We start from the raw sequence: 16,779 nt of genomic DNA on the forward strand, positions 1-16,779 counted from the left end.
GGCGGTTTTATGATAGAATCAACAGCTTTACAGAGAGCTTTAGAAACGATTGACGAATACAATGAGAGTCACTTTGATATAGAAAATTCTATTAAAGAAGCAAAAATAATCCTTCAATCTGAAATGGATTCAAAACATCTTAGTTCCTGCTATTTTGAGGAGATGAAATGGTATTTGGAAATTCCTTATGAATCCAAAAGAGAATCAATCGACTTCAATCAGATTAAGGATGCTATCCAGTTTAATAAGCATATTCCAAAGGATCAGTTTGTTGATATTGTAAAATGTTGGGTGTCTTCAAATTTAGATGAAGGATATAACCCACAAACAATTATAACGATGGTTAATGAATCATTGTTAGTATTCCTACAAATTACTAAAGGGCTTACTGAAAGAAATCAAGATGAACTTGCCGATGTTTTTTTAAATATGTCGGATAGTATGAGAAGATACGTATGTAGTGGGATGTTAAACTTTTTTGATTACTATAATGAATTTAGTTTTGATGTTGATGAATATATCTCTCTATTATATTCAGTTAAACCTAAATCCGAAAAAAGCGTTGTGAGAATAATCCCTCCGTCTAAAGATATTCTTGTTTTTTCAAAAGTCTTAGAAAATTATTTTTCAAGCAATCTATCAGAGATAGAATACTTGAAATGGTTTTCGGTTTGGCTTTGGTGGAATCTAACAAATTTGATACCAATGAGACCAAGCGAATATTGCAACATTGAACGTGACTGCCTTATTGAAAATAACGGGAAGTTTTACATTAAATTACCAAGACACAAAATAAAAGAAACTAATAAAAGAAGAATACAAATTTTGGATAAAATAAATATTCCTGAATCTCTCTATCGAAAGATAGAGGATTATAAAGAAAAAACTAACGGCTTTGGTAGAACAGATACGCTTATTTCCTACCTTTCAATACCAAATATGTTTGAAGGGAAGTATTGGATGCCTACTGATGGTACGTATTCAAAAAGGCTGAATCCATATAGATTTACAAATAGTATTTTTAGATCAGAGTTAAAAGTATTTTTTAATCTGATAGTGTTTGGTCAATACAATGTCACTTTGAATAGAAATCCGCTTGATTCAGATGTTATCTCCATTACTCAACAACTAAAGCCAGGAGATACCCGTCACCTTGCTTTTATAAATTTGAACAGGCAAGGCTACCATCCTGTTGAAATTGCACGACTTGGTGGACATATTTCAATAGATTCGCAAAATCATTATTTCAATCATGTTCAAAATTATGTGGATCTTGAAATATTAGAACTGATTTCAAATATTGATTTGGGAAGTTATAGTGAGAAGTTGGGAAATTCAGATGAACAACAAGATACTTCAATAGGAACATCTTTTATAGAAAAGTTTGTATTAAGACCTTCAAACTCTGACGTTAAAAATGAATTAGTAGATGGTTATTGCACAGATGAATTTCAGAATTGTATGGTTGAAGACTGTTGGGAATGTGATTCTTGGAGAATATCAAGAGAAGAATTGATGGAGAAGCAAAACCTATTAGCAAAGAAGTTAAATGAAAGTAAAGATGAAATCAATGATGTTGTGGCAAACCTAAGAAGTTTATATAACAACATATACAATTATACGAAAGATGAATTCTACTCTGCTGACAATCCTGAAATTAGAAAAGAATTGATTAATCGGTCAAAACGTATTGATAACGCTATAAAAAGGTATGTCAATTTGACCAAGGTAAAAGAAAGGATTGATTACAATGGCAACGAGGGGTAGGAAAACCAAGTTATATGACGAAAAAGAAATTAGAAATATCGTTTATAGATACATTCAAGAAGAAAAGGTTACGGGTATGATCACGTATTCTGAAATGTATCGCTTTGCAAAGATACTGTACGAGAAAGGAGAGATTTCATATAAGTTGAGTGACGAGTTTTGGAGAAGACCAAATCGTCAGGGAAGAATGATTGTAGATGAAACAAACGAATCATACAAAGTTACTATCCAAGGAAAAAAGGTTGAACAAACAGAAGTGTTTGTAGATACAGAAGAATGTGTAAATAAGTTCTACTCTGGAAAAGCGAGTGATAAAAAAAGATTAATACAAGCACTAAAACTCAATGAAAAGAAAGCAAAAGAATCAAGTAAGTATCTGGAAAAGATAGATAAAATGAAGCAAGAAATAGTTGAACAAAAAGAAAGAGTCAAGGAATTAGAGATGTTAGTTGAACAGCAACAATCAATTCTGTTTTCTTGGTTCAATGCAAGTCATAAATCTGATGTTCAGTTAATTAACTTGTTGACAACTGGAAAGTCCAGACATCCAATTGTTGATTTGTTTTTTGAAACTGCGTTTTCTAATAAAGAGGAAGCCTATAGGAAGTTTGAGGAGTACAATAAAAACTTTAACCGTAGCAACCCTTTATCCAATCAAGCGGAACAAAATAAGGTAGTAACTCCAATGAGAAAAAGTAGATTAAAAAAGTTATCAGAGCAACACAACGTTAAAGACTAACCAGTCAGAAATAATTTTGAGTTAGGTAGATTTACGGGAAACCCTGATAGTTGGGTTTCCCAAATATTTCTTTATATTGTTTGTTTGTTTAATCTTTCAAGCTCTTCTTCAATTTTTACAGGATCTATTCGTTCAAATAACGGTTGTACATTTGACAATTGCTTCGACTCAACTAAGAATGCTTCCCACTTAGTTTCATTTATATTTATCATTTCTTTTACTTTGTTACTTGAAAAAGGAAGAAAAGGAGTTAAAATATGTGACAAATTAGCAATAAGGTGAACACAATCTGCTAAAGTTTGTTCACAAGCCTCTATATCTTCATTAATTTGTTTCCAAGGTTGACGTTCATCAAAGTATTTATTTGAGAATCTGACAACTTCAAATACCTTTTCGATACCTTGTTTAAAAGAAGTTGTTTCGATACACTTACCTACATCATTGTATAAGTGGTTAATTTTATTTTTTATATTTAAAGAAATATCTTTTTGAGGAATGTTGCCATCAAAAGACTTTTCAATAAATTTTAATGTTCGATTTATGAAGTTTCCGTATGCCCCTAATAACTCACTATTGTGGCTATATATGAATTCTTTCCAAGAGAAATCAGCATCTCTGTTCTCTGGTGCATTAATTGTTAGGAAATAACGTATGGAATCTGGATCGTATCTTTCTAATATATCTGGAACCCATACTGCCCAATTTTTACTTGTAGACAATTTTTTCTTTTCTAAAGTCAAATATTCGTTTGAAACTATATGTGTTGGTAATGCATCTATTCCAAGACCAGATAGAATTCCCGCCCATATAATTGAATGGAATGGGATATTGTCTTTCCCATGAATGTAATAAGATGTCGTAGAAGAATTCCAGAACGGTGTTGCATCATTGTTTGTTTCCTTCTCCCATAGCTTACTTGCTGTATAATAGCCTGAAACTGCCTCAATCCAAACATAAATCTTCTTATCTTCATATCCTGAAACTGGAACACTAACTCCGATAGACAGATCTCTTGAAACGGCTCTATCTTGTAGACCTTCCTTTAAATAACGTTTAGTTAGGGAAATTGCATTTTCCCGCCAAAGACCATTATCCTCGGCTTCCTTTGTATAGGTCTCCAAATTAGATTGAAAAGAACTTAATGAGAAGTAAAAATGCTCTGTGAACCTCGTGGTAGGAGGATTTCCGCATATCTTACATTTTCTATTGAGCAAATCAAGTGGATCTAAAACTAATGAACAGTAATCACATTGATCCCCACGTGCATTAGCACCGCAATTAGGACATATACCTTCAACATAACGATCAGGTAAAAACTGATTGTCGTATTCGCAATATGTTTGTTCAATCTCTTTTTTGTAAATAAGTCCTTTTTCGAGTAGCTTTAAAAATATATCCTGAACGATTTTATGATGAAATTCGGTATCTGTTCTTGTATAGGTATCGTATGAGAAACCCAATTTTGCGTAGGAGTCTACAAATTCTTTATGATAACGGTCAGCAATTTCTTTTGGTGTTACACCCTCTTGTTTGGCTTTAATTGTAATTGGCGTTCCATTACAATCACTTCCTGATACATATAAAACATTCTCTCCCTTCATGCGGTAATACCTTGCAAGAATGTCTCCTGGTAACAAACCTGTAATATGACCTAAATGTAATGAGCCATTCGCATAAGCCCACGCACCGCCAATAAAGATACTCATAATTAGTAAAACCTCCATATAAATATTTTTTTGAAAAACAAAAAAACCTCGCCTTAACTGTAATAGTTAAGGACGAGGTTTGAATTCCACGTGTTACCACCTTATTTCGCAAATGGCTCACACCATTTGCCTCAACAAGTACGGAGTAATAGTAATAATTTACTCTTATACTGTGACTTTGATAACGAGTGTCAAGACTCGTCGAATCCTACTTATACAATAGTATGTTCAGAACGAAGCTCGGAGACCATTGTTCAAATGAGTGTTTTTGCTTCTTTTCAGCTACCGAAGCTCTCTGTGAAAAACGTAATCATTTTACTTTTTCTCTTCATTGCCTTTATTTGTTAATTGTTTTGATAATTACCATTAGCTTATACAATGTTTTTAATAAAGTCAATATTATAATTGTGTGTTTCAAAAGGTGAAAATATTAATTATATGTATGAATATCTATAACTTTAAGTGAATCTATATTTGTTTATTTATCATAATTAAACGATAGATTTTTCATTTTATTGAATTAGACACAATCTGTATTTGGTTGAAATGAATCCAACGCATGATATTATAATAAAAAGGGAATTTCACACAACTGTTAAGCAAATCCTGTTCTCAGAGCCTCAGGCTGGGGAAGGTTCCATACCGATTGTACCGGTCGTAACAAGTGGAAAAGCTGTACTTGTCCGCTTTCATGGACGCAATGTTCATGGCTGGACCCGAAAAGGAAACGAAAGCAATTGGCGTGAAGTACGCTATTTATATGAATATAATGAAGATGAACTTCTGGAATGGGTGACACGAGTTAAGGAACTGCATAAAAAAGCGGAAGATGTGTATGTTCTCTTTAATAATAATTCCGGAGGTCATGCTGCAAAAAATGCAAAGCAGTTTATGAAATTAATGGACATCGACTATACAATATTAGCACCCAGACAGCTGGACTTATTTTAGACAGTTTATTAAACGTGCGTTCATTTGCGATTCCATTTACAATTATAAGGATGAAAATGCCCGGATGGAAATAAACCGGGATAAAGAAGCTGGAGATGAAATGGAATGGAATGGGTTTTATTAATTTTTATCGGACTGACGGCAGGTGCGCTTGGCTCTTTGATAGGTCTTGGCGGGGGCGTGATTGTGGTGCCTGCTCTATTATTTTTTGGTACTTCTTTAGGGTGGATTGCGGGAATTACACCTCAAACAGCCGTCGGGATCTCTCTTGTGGTAATGATTTTTACGGGTCTATCTTCTACACTGTCGTATTTAAAAAAGAACACAGTTGATATTAAAAGCGGCCTGCTCTTTTTTATCGGAAGCGGCCCGGGTACAATTCTCGGTTCATGGGTAAACCAGAAGCTTACACTGGATTCCTTTCATTTATCGTTTGGATTTTTTATGATCTTTTTATCTTTAATTCTTATGGTTCGAAATAGAATAAAGCCGATTGAACGGTTCAAGACCGCTTCTTATCAGCGCAATTTTACAGATCCACAGGGGATGGAATTTCAATATGGATTTCCTCCTCTTATTGGAGTGCTGGCAGCGTTCACGGTGGGATTTGGCTCAGGTTTATTTGGAATTGGCGGCGGATCGGTCATGGTGCCGGTCATGATTATCGCTTTTTTATTTCCTCCTCACGTGGCAGTAGGCACCTCCATGCTGATGGTGTTTTTATCCTCGATTACAGGATCTGCTTCTCACATAATTCTGGGTAATGTAAATTGGCTTTATGTTCTCGCACTTGCTCCGGGAGCCTGGTTCGGTGCGAAGCTTGGCGCCTGGTTGAATCACCGGCTGCGCTCGGACAAGCTGGTGCTGGTACTTCGTTTCATTCTGATTTTAATCGGAATCCGTTCCATTATGGAAGGGCTGTTGGGATAGCAAAAAAGGAGGGATTCTCCCATGAAAGAGACCATTCATTTTTATCATACAAATGATCTTCACAGTCATTTTGAAAACTGGCCGAGAATCCGGGATCTTCTGAAAGAAAGAAAAAAGTTTCATCGGGACAGGGGAGAAGCTGTTTTTTTATTTGACATAGGAGATCATGCAGACCGCTGGCATCCTTTAACAGAAGGATCCAAAGGTAAAGAAAATATACAGCTGTTAAATGAAGCGGGCTATGATGCCGTGACCATTGGAAACAACGAAGGCATTACATTTGCCCATGAGGACTTACACCATCTATACGATGAAGCTCAATTCCCGGTTGTTCTGGCTAACCTTTTTACCTCAGAAGGAGAGCGTCCGCATTGGGTATATCCAACGTATATTACTTCGACTGAAAAAGGAACGAAGATTGGCATTGTTGCAGTTACGGCAGAATATCCCGCATTTTACGAAAGACTGGGCTGGCTTGTAACTCCTGCAAAAGATGAGTTGAAAGCTCAGGTTCGGGTGCTGAAACAGAAAGTGGATATTGTTATCTTTCTATCGCATCTTGGAATCAGGGAAGATGAATGGGTAGCTGAAGAGTGTCCGGAGATTGATGTTATTATGGGAGGACACACACATCATACCTTTGAAGAGGGGAAGCTTCAAAATCAAACATTGCTGGCTGCTGCCGGAAAGCACGGGGCGTATACAGGAAAAGTGGAAATAGATTATGATCATTCATCCCGTTCAGTCACCCGAAAAACGGCATCACTCATTGAAACAATTACACTTGAAGAGTCGCCAAAGGAACAGCAGGAGATCCAAATGTGGATGGACAGGGGGAAAGACCTTCTGTCTACTGTAGAAGCTTCGCTCAGTGAACCTCTTCCGCACCATCCGCTCGATCCGGATTCTGTTTTATCCGCACTTCTTGCAGACGCTTTGTTTGAATGGTGTCAAGCAGACTGCGCAATCCTGACGGGAGGCTTGCTCCTTGACTCGCTGTCTGCCGGTCCTGTTACAGCATTTGATTTACACCGGATTCTCCCTCATCCTATTAATCCCTGTATCGTGGAGCTTCATGGAAGCGAGCTGAAAGAGGTGCTGAGGCAGTCCCAAAATCAGGAGTGGCCAAACACTGTCGTAAAGGGTCTTGGTTTTAGAGGAAGCATTCTCGGAACATTTATTTATAAAAATATCACACCGCATTCCTACACCTTTAAAATAGGCGGGGAAATGATTGAGGCGGATAAAGTCTACCGGGTGGCGACAGTAGACATGTTTACGTTTGGCTACTTTTTCCCTGAAATGCAAAGAGCACCAAAAGAATATTTTATGCCTGAATTTCTGCGGGATATTTTAAAATATAAGCTTAAGAATTTAAGTGCCGTATAACTTTTTTAAATTCAGAGAAGTTCAGATTATAGGAAACTCGTCCACTTCTTCGCATACAATGAAGCGAAGGAGGGCGTTTTATGTGAAATTTAAATCAACGCGGCCATCTGGCCCCATGCCGCTTCGCTATGTATGGTTTATTTCCGCCGTTCTCTTTATTGGATTTACCGTGCTGGGATTATGGACAATAAATGTAGGAATCAAACCGACATTAATGAATTATGCCGAATCACAGACGAAAAAAATTGGCGCTCTTGTCATCAGTAAAGCTGTAAACAGGGAGATTGCCACGATTATGGACATAAATGAAATCATTGAAAATGTTCCAACGGATTCAGCAGAAATGGTCACGACTCAATTTAATACAGAAATTATTAATCGTGTGCAAACAGAAACCACACAGCTGGTGCAGGAGCATCTTCGGGCAATTGAACGCGGCGACACCAGTGTATTGCGATCTTTAACGGATCTTGACCTTGAAGTGGAGGATTCGGGAGATATGGAGGGGATTGTCTATACAGTTCCTTTAGGACAAGCTACAAATAATGTCCTTTTAGGAAATTTGGGTCCGGAAGTTCCAATTCGCTTTCATGCAGTTGGCGACGTTACTTCCAATATCACCTCAAATATAAAAGAGTTTGGGATTAATAATGCGTTTGTAGAAGTGAATATCCATCTAATCGTAAACGTCCAGATCATTGTGCCTTTTGCTACGAAAGTTACAACCATTGAGCAGGATATTCCAGTTGCAATGGGATTGATAAGAGGTAAAGTTCCAGAAATTTATAATGTAGGAGATGGCATGGCTCCGTCGATGGAGGTTCCGCTTCCTTCTCCATAAAAGGTTGAAAAACATTTGCAGGACTGGTAGTATAGAAAAGTAAAAAGAATATCACCACATCATAATCCGATGGGGTAGAGGAGCAGTTTTTAAAAGTACGCTGTGTGAGGATGACAACTAAGATCACAGTTGAAAGGAAAAGCTGCCGAAATAGCGAGTGTATGTCAAAGACATTGCTATTGGGGTTATCTTAAACAAGGATAACACTCTCATTGCGTAAACCTGATTTTACGTTATGAGGAGCTACAGATCGTGATGGAGCATACATTACTGAACCTATAAGAGTAATGGTAGAGACCTCTATCATTGCTCTTTTTTGCGTTTTTGGAACGATTGCCCTCAAGATACCCTGTCAAGAACAAGGAGGACATTATGGAAGGAACATGGTTGTCATTACTGCCGCCAATTATTGCGATTGCAATGGTGGTACTAACAAGAAGAGTTCTGCTCTCACTGGGAGCAGGGATCATTACAGCTGCACTGCTGCTCGTAGATTTTTCAATCTTAGGTACGTTTGAAAAACTGTGGTCATCATTCAGCGGTGTGTTTTGGTCAGACGGAGCATTAAATCTTTGGAATATTTTTATTATCCTATTCTTACTTATTTTAGGTGTTATTACCGCATTTATCAATATTTCGGGAGGAGCAAGAGCGTTTGGAGAGTGGGCCATGAAGCGTGTAAAAACGCGTGCCGGTGCACAGGTTCTGACTGCATGCCTGGGAGTGGTCATTTTTATCGATGATTACTTTAATTCCCTTGCAGTAGGACAGGTAGCACGACCGCTTACAGACCGCCACCGTGTATCCCGCGCTAAGCTTGCTTACTTAATTGATTCAACTGCCGCACCGGTATGTGTGATTTCCCCTGTATCAAGTTGGGGCGCCTACATCATCGCTGTTATCGGTGGAATCTTAACGGAGCATGCCATTACCGAATACACGCCATTCTCTGCTTTTATGCAAATGGTGCCGATGAACCTTTATGTCTGGGCGGCTCTTGGGATTGTGTTTATTGTAGCATTCCGCGGCGTGGATTTTGGCGCAATGAGAAAGCATGAAAACCGTGCGATCGAAACAGGCAAAGTGTACGATGAAACAAAAGATATTCCTGGAGAATTAAAAAATGATCTGCCAACAAGCACTCACGGCACAGTAGGAGACCTGATCTGGCCAATCATTGCATTGGTAATTGGAACAGTAGCGTCCATGATGTGGACAGGCAGTCAGCTTTACACCGAAGAAAATGGCGGCTCGGCTTCAATTCTGCAAATGTTTGAATTCACCGATGTAGCTAAATCCCTTGTATGGGGAGCTTCAGTAGGTCTCATTGTTTCGATTGGATTCTTTATACGTCAGGTGAAGCGTTCAAATAAAATTGGGGGTGCTGAATTTTTCCTTGCGTTAAAAGAGGGAATCAAATCCATGCTGCCTGCCATTTATATTCTTGTGTTTGCCTGGATGATTGTAGGACTCATCGGGGAACTTGAAACAGGTGAATATCTCGCTAACGCTGTAACTCAATCTGACTTAAATATTGCATGGCTTCCTGTGCTGTTATTCCTGGTAGCAGGTGTCATGGCATTTTCTACAGGAACATCATGGGGATCGTTCGGGATTCTTCTACCGATTGCAGGGACGATTGCCGTAAGCACGGACAGTTCACTTCTTCTTCCTGCCCTTGCAGCAGTTCTTGCCGGTTCTGTCTTTGGAGACCATTGTTCTCCTATTTCGGATACGACAATTCTCTCTTCAACAGGAGCAGGAAGTAATCACATCGATCACGTGATTACGCAGATTCCCTATGCGGTAACAGGGGCTGTTATTGCTTCAGCCGGCTATATTCTGCTTGGTTTCACCGGCAGTACCTGGCTGGCGCTTGGACTAGTTATTCTTCTGCTGGCTGCCTTTGCTCTGATCATGGGAAGAAACCCTGATAAAGAAAGAGTGGTTTCTGCTCAGGAAACTGCTACAAAATCATAATATACAGTGACATAACCAAAAAGAGGCTGAGACAAAACTCGAAAAAATTTAACAAATGAAGATATATTTATTAGTAGCAGTAGGTGAGTGGAGCGGAAGGCGGCGACTCCTGCAGGACATGACGGGCAAGCTGAGGCTTTACAGAGCAAGGCTCTGAAAGGCTCAGCGCCGTCCCTGCCGAAAGCGTCCGACTGAAGCGCAGTGAACCAATGGGAGAGCTTGAGACACTTCTGTCTCAGGCTCTTTTTGGCATTGATTTATTACTAGTTATAAATCCCAATCGAAGAAATCTCAGCTTCTAAAAGGTAGTAAATCCCCTTAGATAAAGAGTATAAAATTGAAACGAATAGTACTTTAGAATTAAAACCTGCTCTATTCATATAATGTATAAGATATTAAATGAATACTTTTTATTAACCTTCCTTACTGAAACGCTTGGTTTTCAAGTGTAATGTACATATACCAGTATAATAATAAATGATCTCAAATAGTTCTTTTACATTTAGGCATGAAGTGCTATACTATTTTTAGATTAGAATAAATAATCTGAATATATAAAAACTTCTTACTTTTAATGGAAGTTTAATGGGAGGGAAGAAAATGAGTCGTCAACAATGGGGGACACGCGCAGGATTTATTTTAGCCGCAGTTGGATCTGCAGTTGGTTTGGGAAATATTTGGCGTTTTCCATATGTAGCTTACGATAACGGTGGCGGAGCTTTTTTAATTCCATATTTATTTGCACTTTTAACAGCTGGTATTCCTATTTTAATCATGGAATTTACAATCGGTCATAAGTACCGTGGCTCTGCACCGCTGTCATTTTTTCGGGCTGGTGGAAAAAAAGCAGAATGGCTTGGCTGGTGGGGCGTAGTTGTAGCCTTTGTCATTTCAACCTATTATGCAGTCATTATCGCATGGGCCATGCGGTATACCATCTTCTCGTTTGATCAGGCTTGGGGGGAAGATACGGGAGCGTTCCTCCAGGGGGATTTTCTTCAGCTGCTTGAGGTCACACCTGGTGAGACTGGAGGAATTGTATGGGGTGTTTTCATTCCATTAATTCTTGTCTGGGTAATTACCCTTGGTATTCTTCTTAAAGGAGTCAAAAAAGGAATTGAAATTGCCAATCGGATTTTCATACCTACTTTGGTTATTTTATTCCTGATTATTGTGGTGCGTGCCGTTACGCTTGAGGGCGCTGCTACAGGTTTAAATGCATTTTTTGAGCCTGACTTTGATCAGATCATGAACCCTGGCGTTTGGGTTGCAGCATACGGTCATATTTTCTTCAGCTTATCCATTGCATTTGCCATCATGATCACATATTCAAGTTATTTACCTAAGAAGTCTGATATTACAAACAATGCATTTATCACAGGTTTTGCAAATTCAGGCTTTGAGCTTCTTGCAGGTATCGGTGTTTTTGCAGCGTTAGGATTTATGGCAACGCAGCTGGCGGTACCTGTTGATGAAGTAGCAGATGCAGGAGTAGGACTTGCATTCGTCGTTTTTCCACAAATCATTAATCAATTTCCTGGATTCAATGGATTCTTTGGCGTATTGTTTTTCCTTTCTTTAACACTTGCCGGGTTAACATCCTTAATGTCTATTACAGAAACATATGTAGCGGGTGTAACAGAAAAATTTGGTGTCAGCCGGAACAAAGCAGTTATTCTAGGAGGCGGATTGGCAGCCACAATTTCAATCCTGTTTGCTACTCAGGGAGGTCTATACTTCCTTGATATGGCGGATTACTTCATTAACCAATTCGGTGTAGCAGCTGTGGGACTCGTTGAAGTGATTATGGTAGTCTGGATTCTTCGAAAAACGAATACCTTGCAGTCTCACGCAAACCTAACTTCAGATATCCAGCTAGGAGTCTGGTGGAAGATCTGTCTTGGCGTTATTACACCAATCGTGCTTGGAGTCATGATGTTTGGCTTGTTAAAACAGAATATTCTTCAGCAATTTGACAGTGACACAGGGAATTATGAAGGCTATACCACTGCATTTACCCTTTACGGTGGTGTGTCTGTAGCAGTTGGAGCACTTCTTGTAGGGATTTTGCTTTCTATTGGTAAATGGAGCAAGCATCATTCGATAGCAGGTGAAAAAGAATAGAGGGGGTATCAATGATGACAGCCAGTGCCATCGTCATGATGATCATAGGAATTGTTCTCTTATGGGGGGGCCTTGCAGCAAGTATTTTTAACGCAGTTAAAAAATCCAAAAGAACAGCTTAATTTAGTTTAAAGCCCATTCATAACTTATTCATAAGTAAGTGGTTGGGACTAAACTTAAATAAGTTAAAAAAAGAGACAGTAATTAGTAATAGTAATAGTAAGAGGTGAGCGGAGCGGAAGGTGGCGACTCCTGCAGGATATGACGGCAAGCTGAGACTTTAAAGGGCAGAGCCCTGAAAAGGCTCAGCGGCGTCCCTGCGGAAAGCGTCCGCCTGAAGTGCAGCGAACCGGTCAAAGAGGTTGAGACACTTTTGTGTCCCAGCCTCTTTTTTATAGATAATTTGCAAGGGTATAAGTGTGCAAAAAAAATCAATATCACATACTGAATCTGCACATCGCAGCCATGTCACAGAACGGTCGCATAAGCATTTTGAAGGGCTAAAACCCCTTAGCCTCCCTTGTTTTCAACCAGTTAGTGTGATAAAGTGACATTGTCAGAAAGCTTTACATATTTTCATTTTTTTGTCGATTACTCGAACGGGTTAGAACCCCTGAACCTATCAGATGGGAGAGAATGAAATGAGCACAAAAACAAAAGACGGCTACTTAAGAAAGCCTGAGTGGCTGAAAATTAAGCTTAATACGAACGAAAACTATACGGGCCTTAAGAAAATGATGAGAGAAAATAATCTTCATACAGTTTGCGAAGAAGCAAAATGTCCGAATATTCATGAATGTTGGGGAATCAGAAGAACAGCTACCTTTATGATTTTAGGAGATATCTGCACACGCGCCTGCCGCTTTTGTGCGATAAAGACGGGTCTGCCTACAGAACTCGACTTAGCAGAGCCGGAAAGAGTAGCTGATTCAGTTGCTATGATGAACTTGAAGCACGCTGTTATTACTGCAGTTGCCCGTGATGATTTAAAGGATGGGGGAGCAGAGGTCTTCGCAGAAACGGTCCGTGCGATTAAAAGGAAAAACCCTTTTACCACTGTAGAAGTTCTTCCGTCTGATATGGGCGGCGTTTATGAAAACATTAAAACACTGATGGATGCACGCCCTGATATATTAAATCATAATATTGAAACGGTTGAACGCTTAACGCCAAGAGTGCGGGCAAGAGCTAAATACGCACGTTCACTGGAATTGCTGCAGCGTTCAAAGGAGCTTCAGCCTGACATTCCAACAAAATCAAGTCTGATGATTGGACTTGGGGAAACAAAAGAGGAAATCATTCAAACAATGGATGATCTTCGTGCGCATGATGTGGATATTATGACGATTGGCCAGTATTTGCAGCCTACAAAAAAACATCTTCCTGTTATCAAGTATTATACGCCGCTTGAATTTGGAGAACTAAGAAAAATTGCAATGGGGAAAGGCTTCAAGCATTGTGAAGCAGGTCCTCTTGTACGATCATCTTATCACGCGGACGAGCAGGTTAATGCAGCTTCACGTGAGCGCCAGGCGCAGGGAGAAAAAGTAGAGCAGGCTAAATAATGAAAAGCAGCAGATGAATCTGCTGCTTTTGCTTTGGTCTTCCATTCGAATTAGGCGTCCAGTGATTTTACTGCCGGAATATCCATTGCGGCTGGTGCAAGATCGATGTCTTCTTCCACCATGTCATTTTCTTCATCCTTTGTTTCACCATTGGCGTTTTCGCCTTCGTCAATTGGATAGCCTTGCGGAGAGGAATCTCTCATCAGTTTGATGGTTGAGGCAATAGCATCTTCCATATCCGCGTCATTTAAATGAGTTTCTGCAATGCTTTCAACATTCACACGAAGATCAGGGTCATCTGTAACATAAACATGATACCATCTTGGAACAACAGATAAGGCATTTTTCTTTACCTGATCGGCCATTTCATTTGGATCCATCTCATGATCATAATCCTGGGCCACCTGATAGGAAATGAGAACTTCTTCATCTGTTACCACGGTAGAAACATTTTCAATCCCGGGCAACGATGCGCTGAACCGGCTTATCGCATCTGCAGCGACTTGAAGATTCATTTTATAAGCAATATTATCGTTTTCTCCTTCCCCGTCATTGGGGTTTGCCACTTTTGTTGAAAACCCGAAATGATTTTCGGTTGTATCGGTAATCTCAAGAGTATCTGCTGCCGCAGACTGTTCAATGTCTGTATCCACTGTTGGGGTATCTGGCAATGAACAAGCACCAAGTGTTAATGCCCCCGCCAATAAAAATGCAGCATGCTTTTTCATCCACATCGCCTCCTTACATTTAGGTTCCCCAGAGGATGCGATATTTTATCATAGTAAATGATGGTTTTTACGGTATAATGAACGTATCAGTTTGAAGAGTAAGGACGGTGTAAATGATGATTTCCATTCAAAATCAAACATATGAAATAGTTGATGAATTTCGGGATGCCTTTGACCAGGAAGCGTTTGAAGGTCGTTACAGCGAAATCCTCCACAAATACGATTTTATTGTAGGGGACTGGGGCTATGGTCAGCTCCGGTTAAAGGGGTTTTTTGATGACCAGAATCAAAAGTCTTCGTTTGACACTAAAATTTCAACCGTAAAGGACTACCTGTTTGAATACTGTAATTTTGGCTGTCCATACTTTGTGATTAAGAAGGTAGAGACAAAAAAATGACCTGTTGCCGGGTCATTTTTTTTGATTTTTTAATACAAAATTACGGAATGTGCGAGCCTGGCTCTGCTCTCGGTATATCTTCGTGCAGACCTTTATTTTCATAATTAAACGCACTGTAATAGCGTTGTCCTTTTCGCCATGGCCCCGACTTGTTGCGCACCAGTGTATACTTGCCGCGTGGTGATCCGTAGGGACCTTCGGGAAGAGTTTCAGGTATCAGATATTCACGACCGACTTCTACGTTGGAAAAGTCACTGTATTCTTCGTTTTTTGCCACGTTTCACTGCCTCCTTTTTTATAGTTTGTCCTGAAAAAGAGGGTTTCAGTAATGTCATCAAGAAGAAAAACGACTATCTTGTGGTAAACTAGTGAAGGATAAATCGTGCATGGGAGTGAAGATCAATGTATTTTGTTGACCGTGAAAAAATTGAGCAGATGCTTGTTTATATGGAAGAAAAGACCTCCTACTTTAATCAGCAAATTTCCTTTGAAAAGGAAACAGAAAAGTTGGCACTTGAGCGGACTGCACATATGATTATTGAAAGCATTCTGGATGTTGGAAACAGCATGATTGACGGATTCATTATGAGGGATCCAGGCAGCTACGATGATATTATCGATATTCTCGATGATGAAAAAGTCGTAACGGAAGAAATGACTCCGCTTCTGAAAAACCTGATTCAGCTAAGAAAGCAGCTTGTGCAGGAGTATCTGACAGTAAATCATGATGAGATTGCCCGGTCAATGGAAAAATCCATTCCGGCAGTGAGCCAATTCCCAAGCAGGATAAGAAAGTATTTAGAAACGGAATTAGGACCCGTGTCTGCTTTCAAAAAATAATTTACGAGATGTAAAATTTTATCGTCATACGTTAGAAAGGATGTTTGTAGTTGAAAGCTTATAAAGGATATTTAATCGATTTGGATGGAACGATGTACAGAGGAACAGAACCGATAAAAGAAGCAGTCGCGTTTGTTAAAAAACTACATGAGCGTGGCATTCCTTATTTATTTGTCACTAATAATTCTTCTAAAACGCCAGATCAAGTGGCAGCGCATTTGACAAAATTCGATGTACCGGTGTCAAATGATCAGGTATTTACAACTTCTATGGCAACTGCGGCATTTATTTCCCAGGAAAAGATGGATGCGACTGTCTATGTGATTGGAGGCGAAGGGATCCGTCAGGCTCTCCAGGAAAAAGGGATGGAGCTAGTAACCGAATCCCCAGATTACGTTGTGGTCGGACTTGACCGGGATATTACGTATGAAAAATTGGCTCTTGGCTGTCTGGCTGTGCGCGGCGGGGCGAAATTTATTTCCACTAATGGAGATATCGCCATACCAACAGAGCGGGGCTTGCTGCCTGGCAATGGATCGCTTACTTCAGTCATTACTGTATCCACACAAACAGAGCCTGTTTTTATCGGCAAGCCGGAAGCGATCATAATGGAACAGGCATTACAGGTGCTCGGTCTTCCTAAAGAGGAAGTAGCAATGATTGGCGATAATTATGATACAGACATTACTGCGGGGTTAAATGTAGGGATGGACACCATCATTGTGCATACAGGAGTAACCACAAAGGATATCCTGATGACAATGGAAAGACAGCCTGCTTTTTCAATTACTTCCTTATCTGAATGGGAGATTTTATAGAAA

15 protein-coding genes, 1 pseudogene, 1 riboswitch and 1 other annotated feature are annotated in these 16,779 nt (G+C 39.4%); of the genes and pseudogenes, 13 read left to right on the forward strand and 3 right to left on the reverse strand.

What is annotated here, in order from left to right:
- Nucleotides 1-9: 9 nt before the first annotated feature.
- On the forward strand, nt 10-1,767 hold the full coding sequence (locus P6709_RS08340; RefSeq protein ID WP_278240434.1) for a hypothetical protein: 1,758 nt from the start codon (nt 10-12) through the stop codon (nt 1,765-1,767).
- Nucleotides 1,751-2,506, forward strand: a complete 756-nt coding sequence (locus P6709_RS08345) for a hypothetical protein (RefSeq protein ID WP_278240435.1) — start codon at nt 1,751-1,753, stop codon at nt 2,504-2,506. The genes P6709_RS08340 and P6709_RS08345 overlap by 17 nt, the downstream gene beginning before the upstream one ends.
- A gap of 71 nt (nt 2,507-2,577) precedes the next feature.
- On the opposite strand, the gene metG is transcribed toward P6709_RS08345, so the two are convergent.
- On the reverse strand, nt 2,578-4,212 hold the full coding sequence (gene metG / locus P6709_RS08350) for a methionine--tRNA ligase (RefSeq protein ID WP_278240436.1): 1,635 nt from the start codon (nt 4,210-4,212) through the stop codon (nt 2,578-2,580).
- Between the two features lie 65 nt (nt 4,213-4,277).
- Nucleotides 4,278-4,553: a binding site (T-box leader), on the reverse strand.
- Nucleotides 4,554-4,818: 265 nt separating this feature from the next.
- Between metG and P6709_RS08355 the strand changes: the two are divergent.
- The 8 genes and pseudogenes from P6709_RS08355 to lipA form a co-directional block, all read left to right on the forward strand.
- Nucleotides 4,819-5,163, forward strand: a pseudogene (locus tag P6709_RS08355) (DUF72 domain-containing protein); the annotation flags it as partial.
- 105 nt (nt 5,164-5,268) lie between these two features.
- Complete coding sequence (locus P6709_RS08360) at nt 5,269-6,093, forward strand: sulfite exporter TauE/SafE family protein (RefSeq protein WP_278240438.1); 825 nt, start codon at nt 5,269-5,271, stop codon at nt 6,091-6,093.
- Between the two features lie 21 nt (nt 6,094-6,114).
- Nucleotides 6,115-7,482 (forward strand): bifunctional metallophosphatase/5'-nucleotidase, encoded by a 1,368-nt coding sequence (locus P6709_RS08365; protein ID WP_278240439.1) that lies wholly within the window; start codon nt 6,115-6,117, stop codon nt 7,480-7,482.
- Between the two features lie 82 nt (nt 7,483-7,564).
- Entirely contained in the window at nt 7,565-8,323 is a 759-nt protein-coding gene (gene yunB / locus P6709_RS08370) for a sporulation protein YunB (RefSeq protein WP_278240440.1), read from the forward strand.
- Between the two features lie 67 nt (nt 8,324-8,390).
- Nucleotides 8,391-8,577: riboswitch (Lysine riboswitch) on the forward strand.
- 118 nt (nt 8,578-8,695) lie between these two features.
- Nucleotides 8,696-10,303 (forward strand): Na+/H+ antiporter NhaC family protein, encoded by a 1,608-nt coding sequence (locus P6709_RS08375; RefSeq protein WP_278240441.1) that lies wholly within the window; start codon nt 8,696-8,698, stop codon nt 10,301-10,303.
- Between the two features lie 600 nt (nt 10,304-10,903).
- Nucleotides 10,904-12,427 (forward strand): sodium-dependent transporter, encoded by a 1,524-nt coding sequence (locus tag P6709_RS08380; protein WP_278240442.1) that lies wholly within the window; start codon nt 10,904-10,906, stop codon nt 12,425-12,427.
- An 11-nt stretch (nt 12,428-12,438) separates the two neighbouring features.
- A complete protein-coding gene (locus tag P6709_RS08385; protein WP_278240443.1) occupies nt 12,439-12,549 on the forward strand; it encodes a methionine/alanine import family NSS transporter small subunit in 111 nt (36 codons plus the stop codon).
- Nucleotides 12,550-13,068: 519 nt separating this feature from the next.
- Complete coding sequence (lipA, locus tag P6709_RS08390) at nt 13,069-13,992, forward strand: lipoyl synthase (protein WP_278240444.1); 924 nt, start codon at nt 13,069-13,071, stop codon at nt 13,990-13,992.
- 50 nt (nt 13,993-14,042) lie between these two features.
- On the opposite strand, the gene P6709_RS08395 is transcribed toward lipA, so the two are convergent.
- The gene (locus P6709_RS08395; protein ID WP_278240445.1) at nt 14,043-14,720 is read right to left on the reverse strand and encodes a YhcN/YlaJ family sporulation lipoprotein; all 678 of its coding nucleotides are present in this window, start codon (nt 14,718-14,720) and stop codon (nt 14,043-14,045) included.
- 116 nt (nt 14,721-14,836) lie between these two features.
- On the opposite strand from P6709_RS08395, the gene P6709_RS08400 reads away from it, so the two are divergent.
- A complete protein-coding gene (locus tag P6709_RS08400) occupies nt 14,837-15,118 on the forward strand; it encodes a YutD family protein (RefSeq protein ID WP_278240536.1) in 282 nt (93 codons plus the stop codon).
- A gap of 40 nt (nt 15,119-15,158) precedes the next feature.
- On the opposite strand, the gene P6709_RS08405 is transcribed toward P6709_RS08400, so the two are convergent.
- Nucleotides 15,159-15,395 carry a cytosolic protein gene (locus P6709_RS08405; protein WP_278240446.1) on the reverse strand — a complete coding sequence of 79 codons (237 nt, stop codon included), beginning with the start codon at nt 15,393-15,395 and terminating at the stop codon, nt 15,159-15,161.
- Between the two features lie 125 nt (nt 15,396-15,520).
- Here P6709_RS08405 and P6709_RS08410 point away from each other — a divergent pair, with 125 nt between their 5' ends.
- Together P6709_RS08410 and P6709_RS08415 are read left to right on the forward strand one after the other, a co-directional pair.
- Nucleotides 15,521-15,958 (forward strand): DUF86 domain-containing protein, encoded by a 438-nt coding sequence (locus tag P6709_RS08410; protein WP_278240447.1) that lies wholly within the window; start codon nt 15,521-15,523, stop codon nt 15,956-15,958.
- 50 nt (nt 15,959-16,008) lie between these two features.
- Nucleotides 16,009-16,776, forward strand: a complete 768-nt coding sequence (locus P6709_RS08415) for a TIGR01457 family HAD-type hydrolase (protein ID WP_278240448.1) — start codon at nt 16,009-16,011, stop codon at nt 16,774-16,776.
- Nucleotides 16,777-16,779 lie beyond the last annotated feature (3 nt).

It is taken from the genome of Jeotgalibacillus sp. ET6 (genome assembly GCF_029667115.1).
GTDB lineage: Bacteria > Bacillota > Bacilli > Bacillales > Jeotgalibacillaceae > Jeotgalibacillus.

What these genes read in the sequence shown, in the direction of transcription:
- metG (WP_278240436.1), bottom strand. Translation starts at nt 4,212, where the DNA reads ATGAGTATCTTTATTGGCGGTGCGTGGGCTTATGCGAATGGCTCATTA.
- P6709_RS08375 (WP_278240441.1), top strand. Translation starts at nt 8,696, where the DNA reads ATGGAAGGAACATGGTTGTCATTACTGCCGCCAATTATTGCGATTGCA.
- P6709_RS08365 (WP_278240439.1), top strand. Translation starts at nt 6,115, where the DNA reads ATGAAAGAGACCATTCATTTTTATCATACAAATGATCTTCACAGTCAT.
- P6709_RS08395 (WP_278240445.1), bottom strand. Translation starts at nt 14,720, where the DNA reads ATGAAAAAGCATGCTGCATTTTTATTGGCGGGGGCATTAACACTTGGT.
- P6709_RS08360 (WP_278240438.1), top strand. Translation starts at nt 5,269, where the DNA reads ATGGAATGGGTTTTATTAATTTTTATCGGACTGACGGCAGGTGCGCTT.
- P6709_RS08380 (WP_278240442.1), top strand. Translation starts at nt 10,904, where the DNA reads ATGAGTCGTCAACAATGGGGGACACGCGCAGGATTTATTTTAGCCGCA.
- P6709_RS08340 (WP_278240434.1), top strand. Translation starts at nt 10, where the DNA reads ATGATAGAATCAACAGCTTTACAGAGAGCTTTAGAAACGATTGACGAA.
- P6709_RS08400 (WP_278240536.1), top strand. Translation starts at nt 14,837, where the DNA reads ATGATTTCCATTCAAAATCAAACATATGAAATAGTTGATGAATTTCGG.
- P6709_RS08345 (WP_278240435.1), top strand. Translation starts at nt 1,751, where the DNA reads ATGGCAACGAGGGGTAGGAAAACCAAGTTATATGACGAAAAAGAAATT.
- P6709_RS08385 (WP_278240443.1), top strand. Translation starts at nt 12,439, where the DNA reads ATGATGACAGCCAGTGCCATCGTCATGATGATCATAGGAATTGTTCTC.
- P6709_RS08410 (WP_278240447.1), top strand. Translation starts at nt 15,521, where the DNA reads ATGTATTTTGTTGACCGTGAAAAAATTGAGCAGATGCTTGTTTATATG.
- lipA (WP_278240444.1), top strand. Translation starts at nt 13,069, where the DNA reads ATGAGCACAAAAACAAAAGACGGCTACTTAAGAAAGCCTGAGTGGCTG.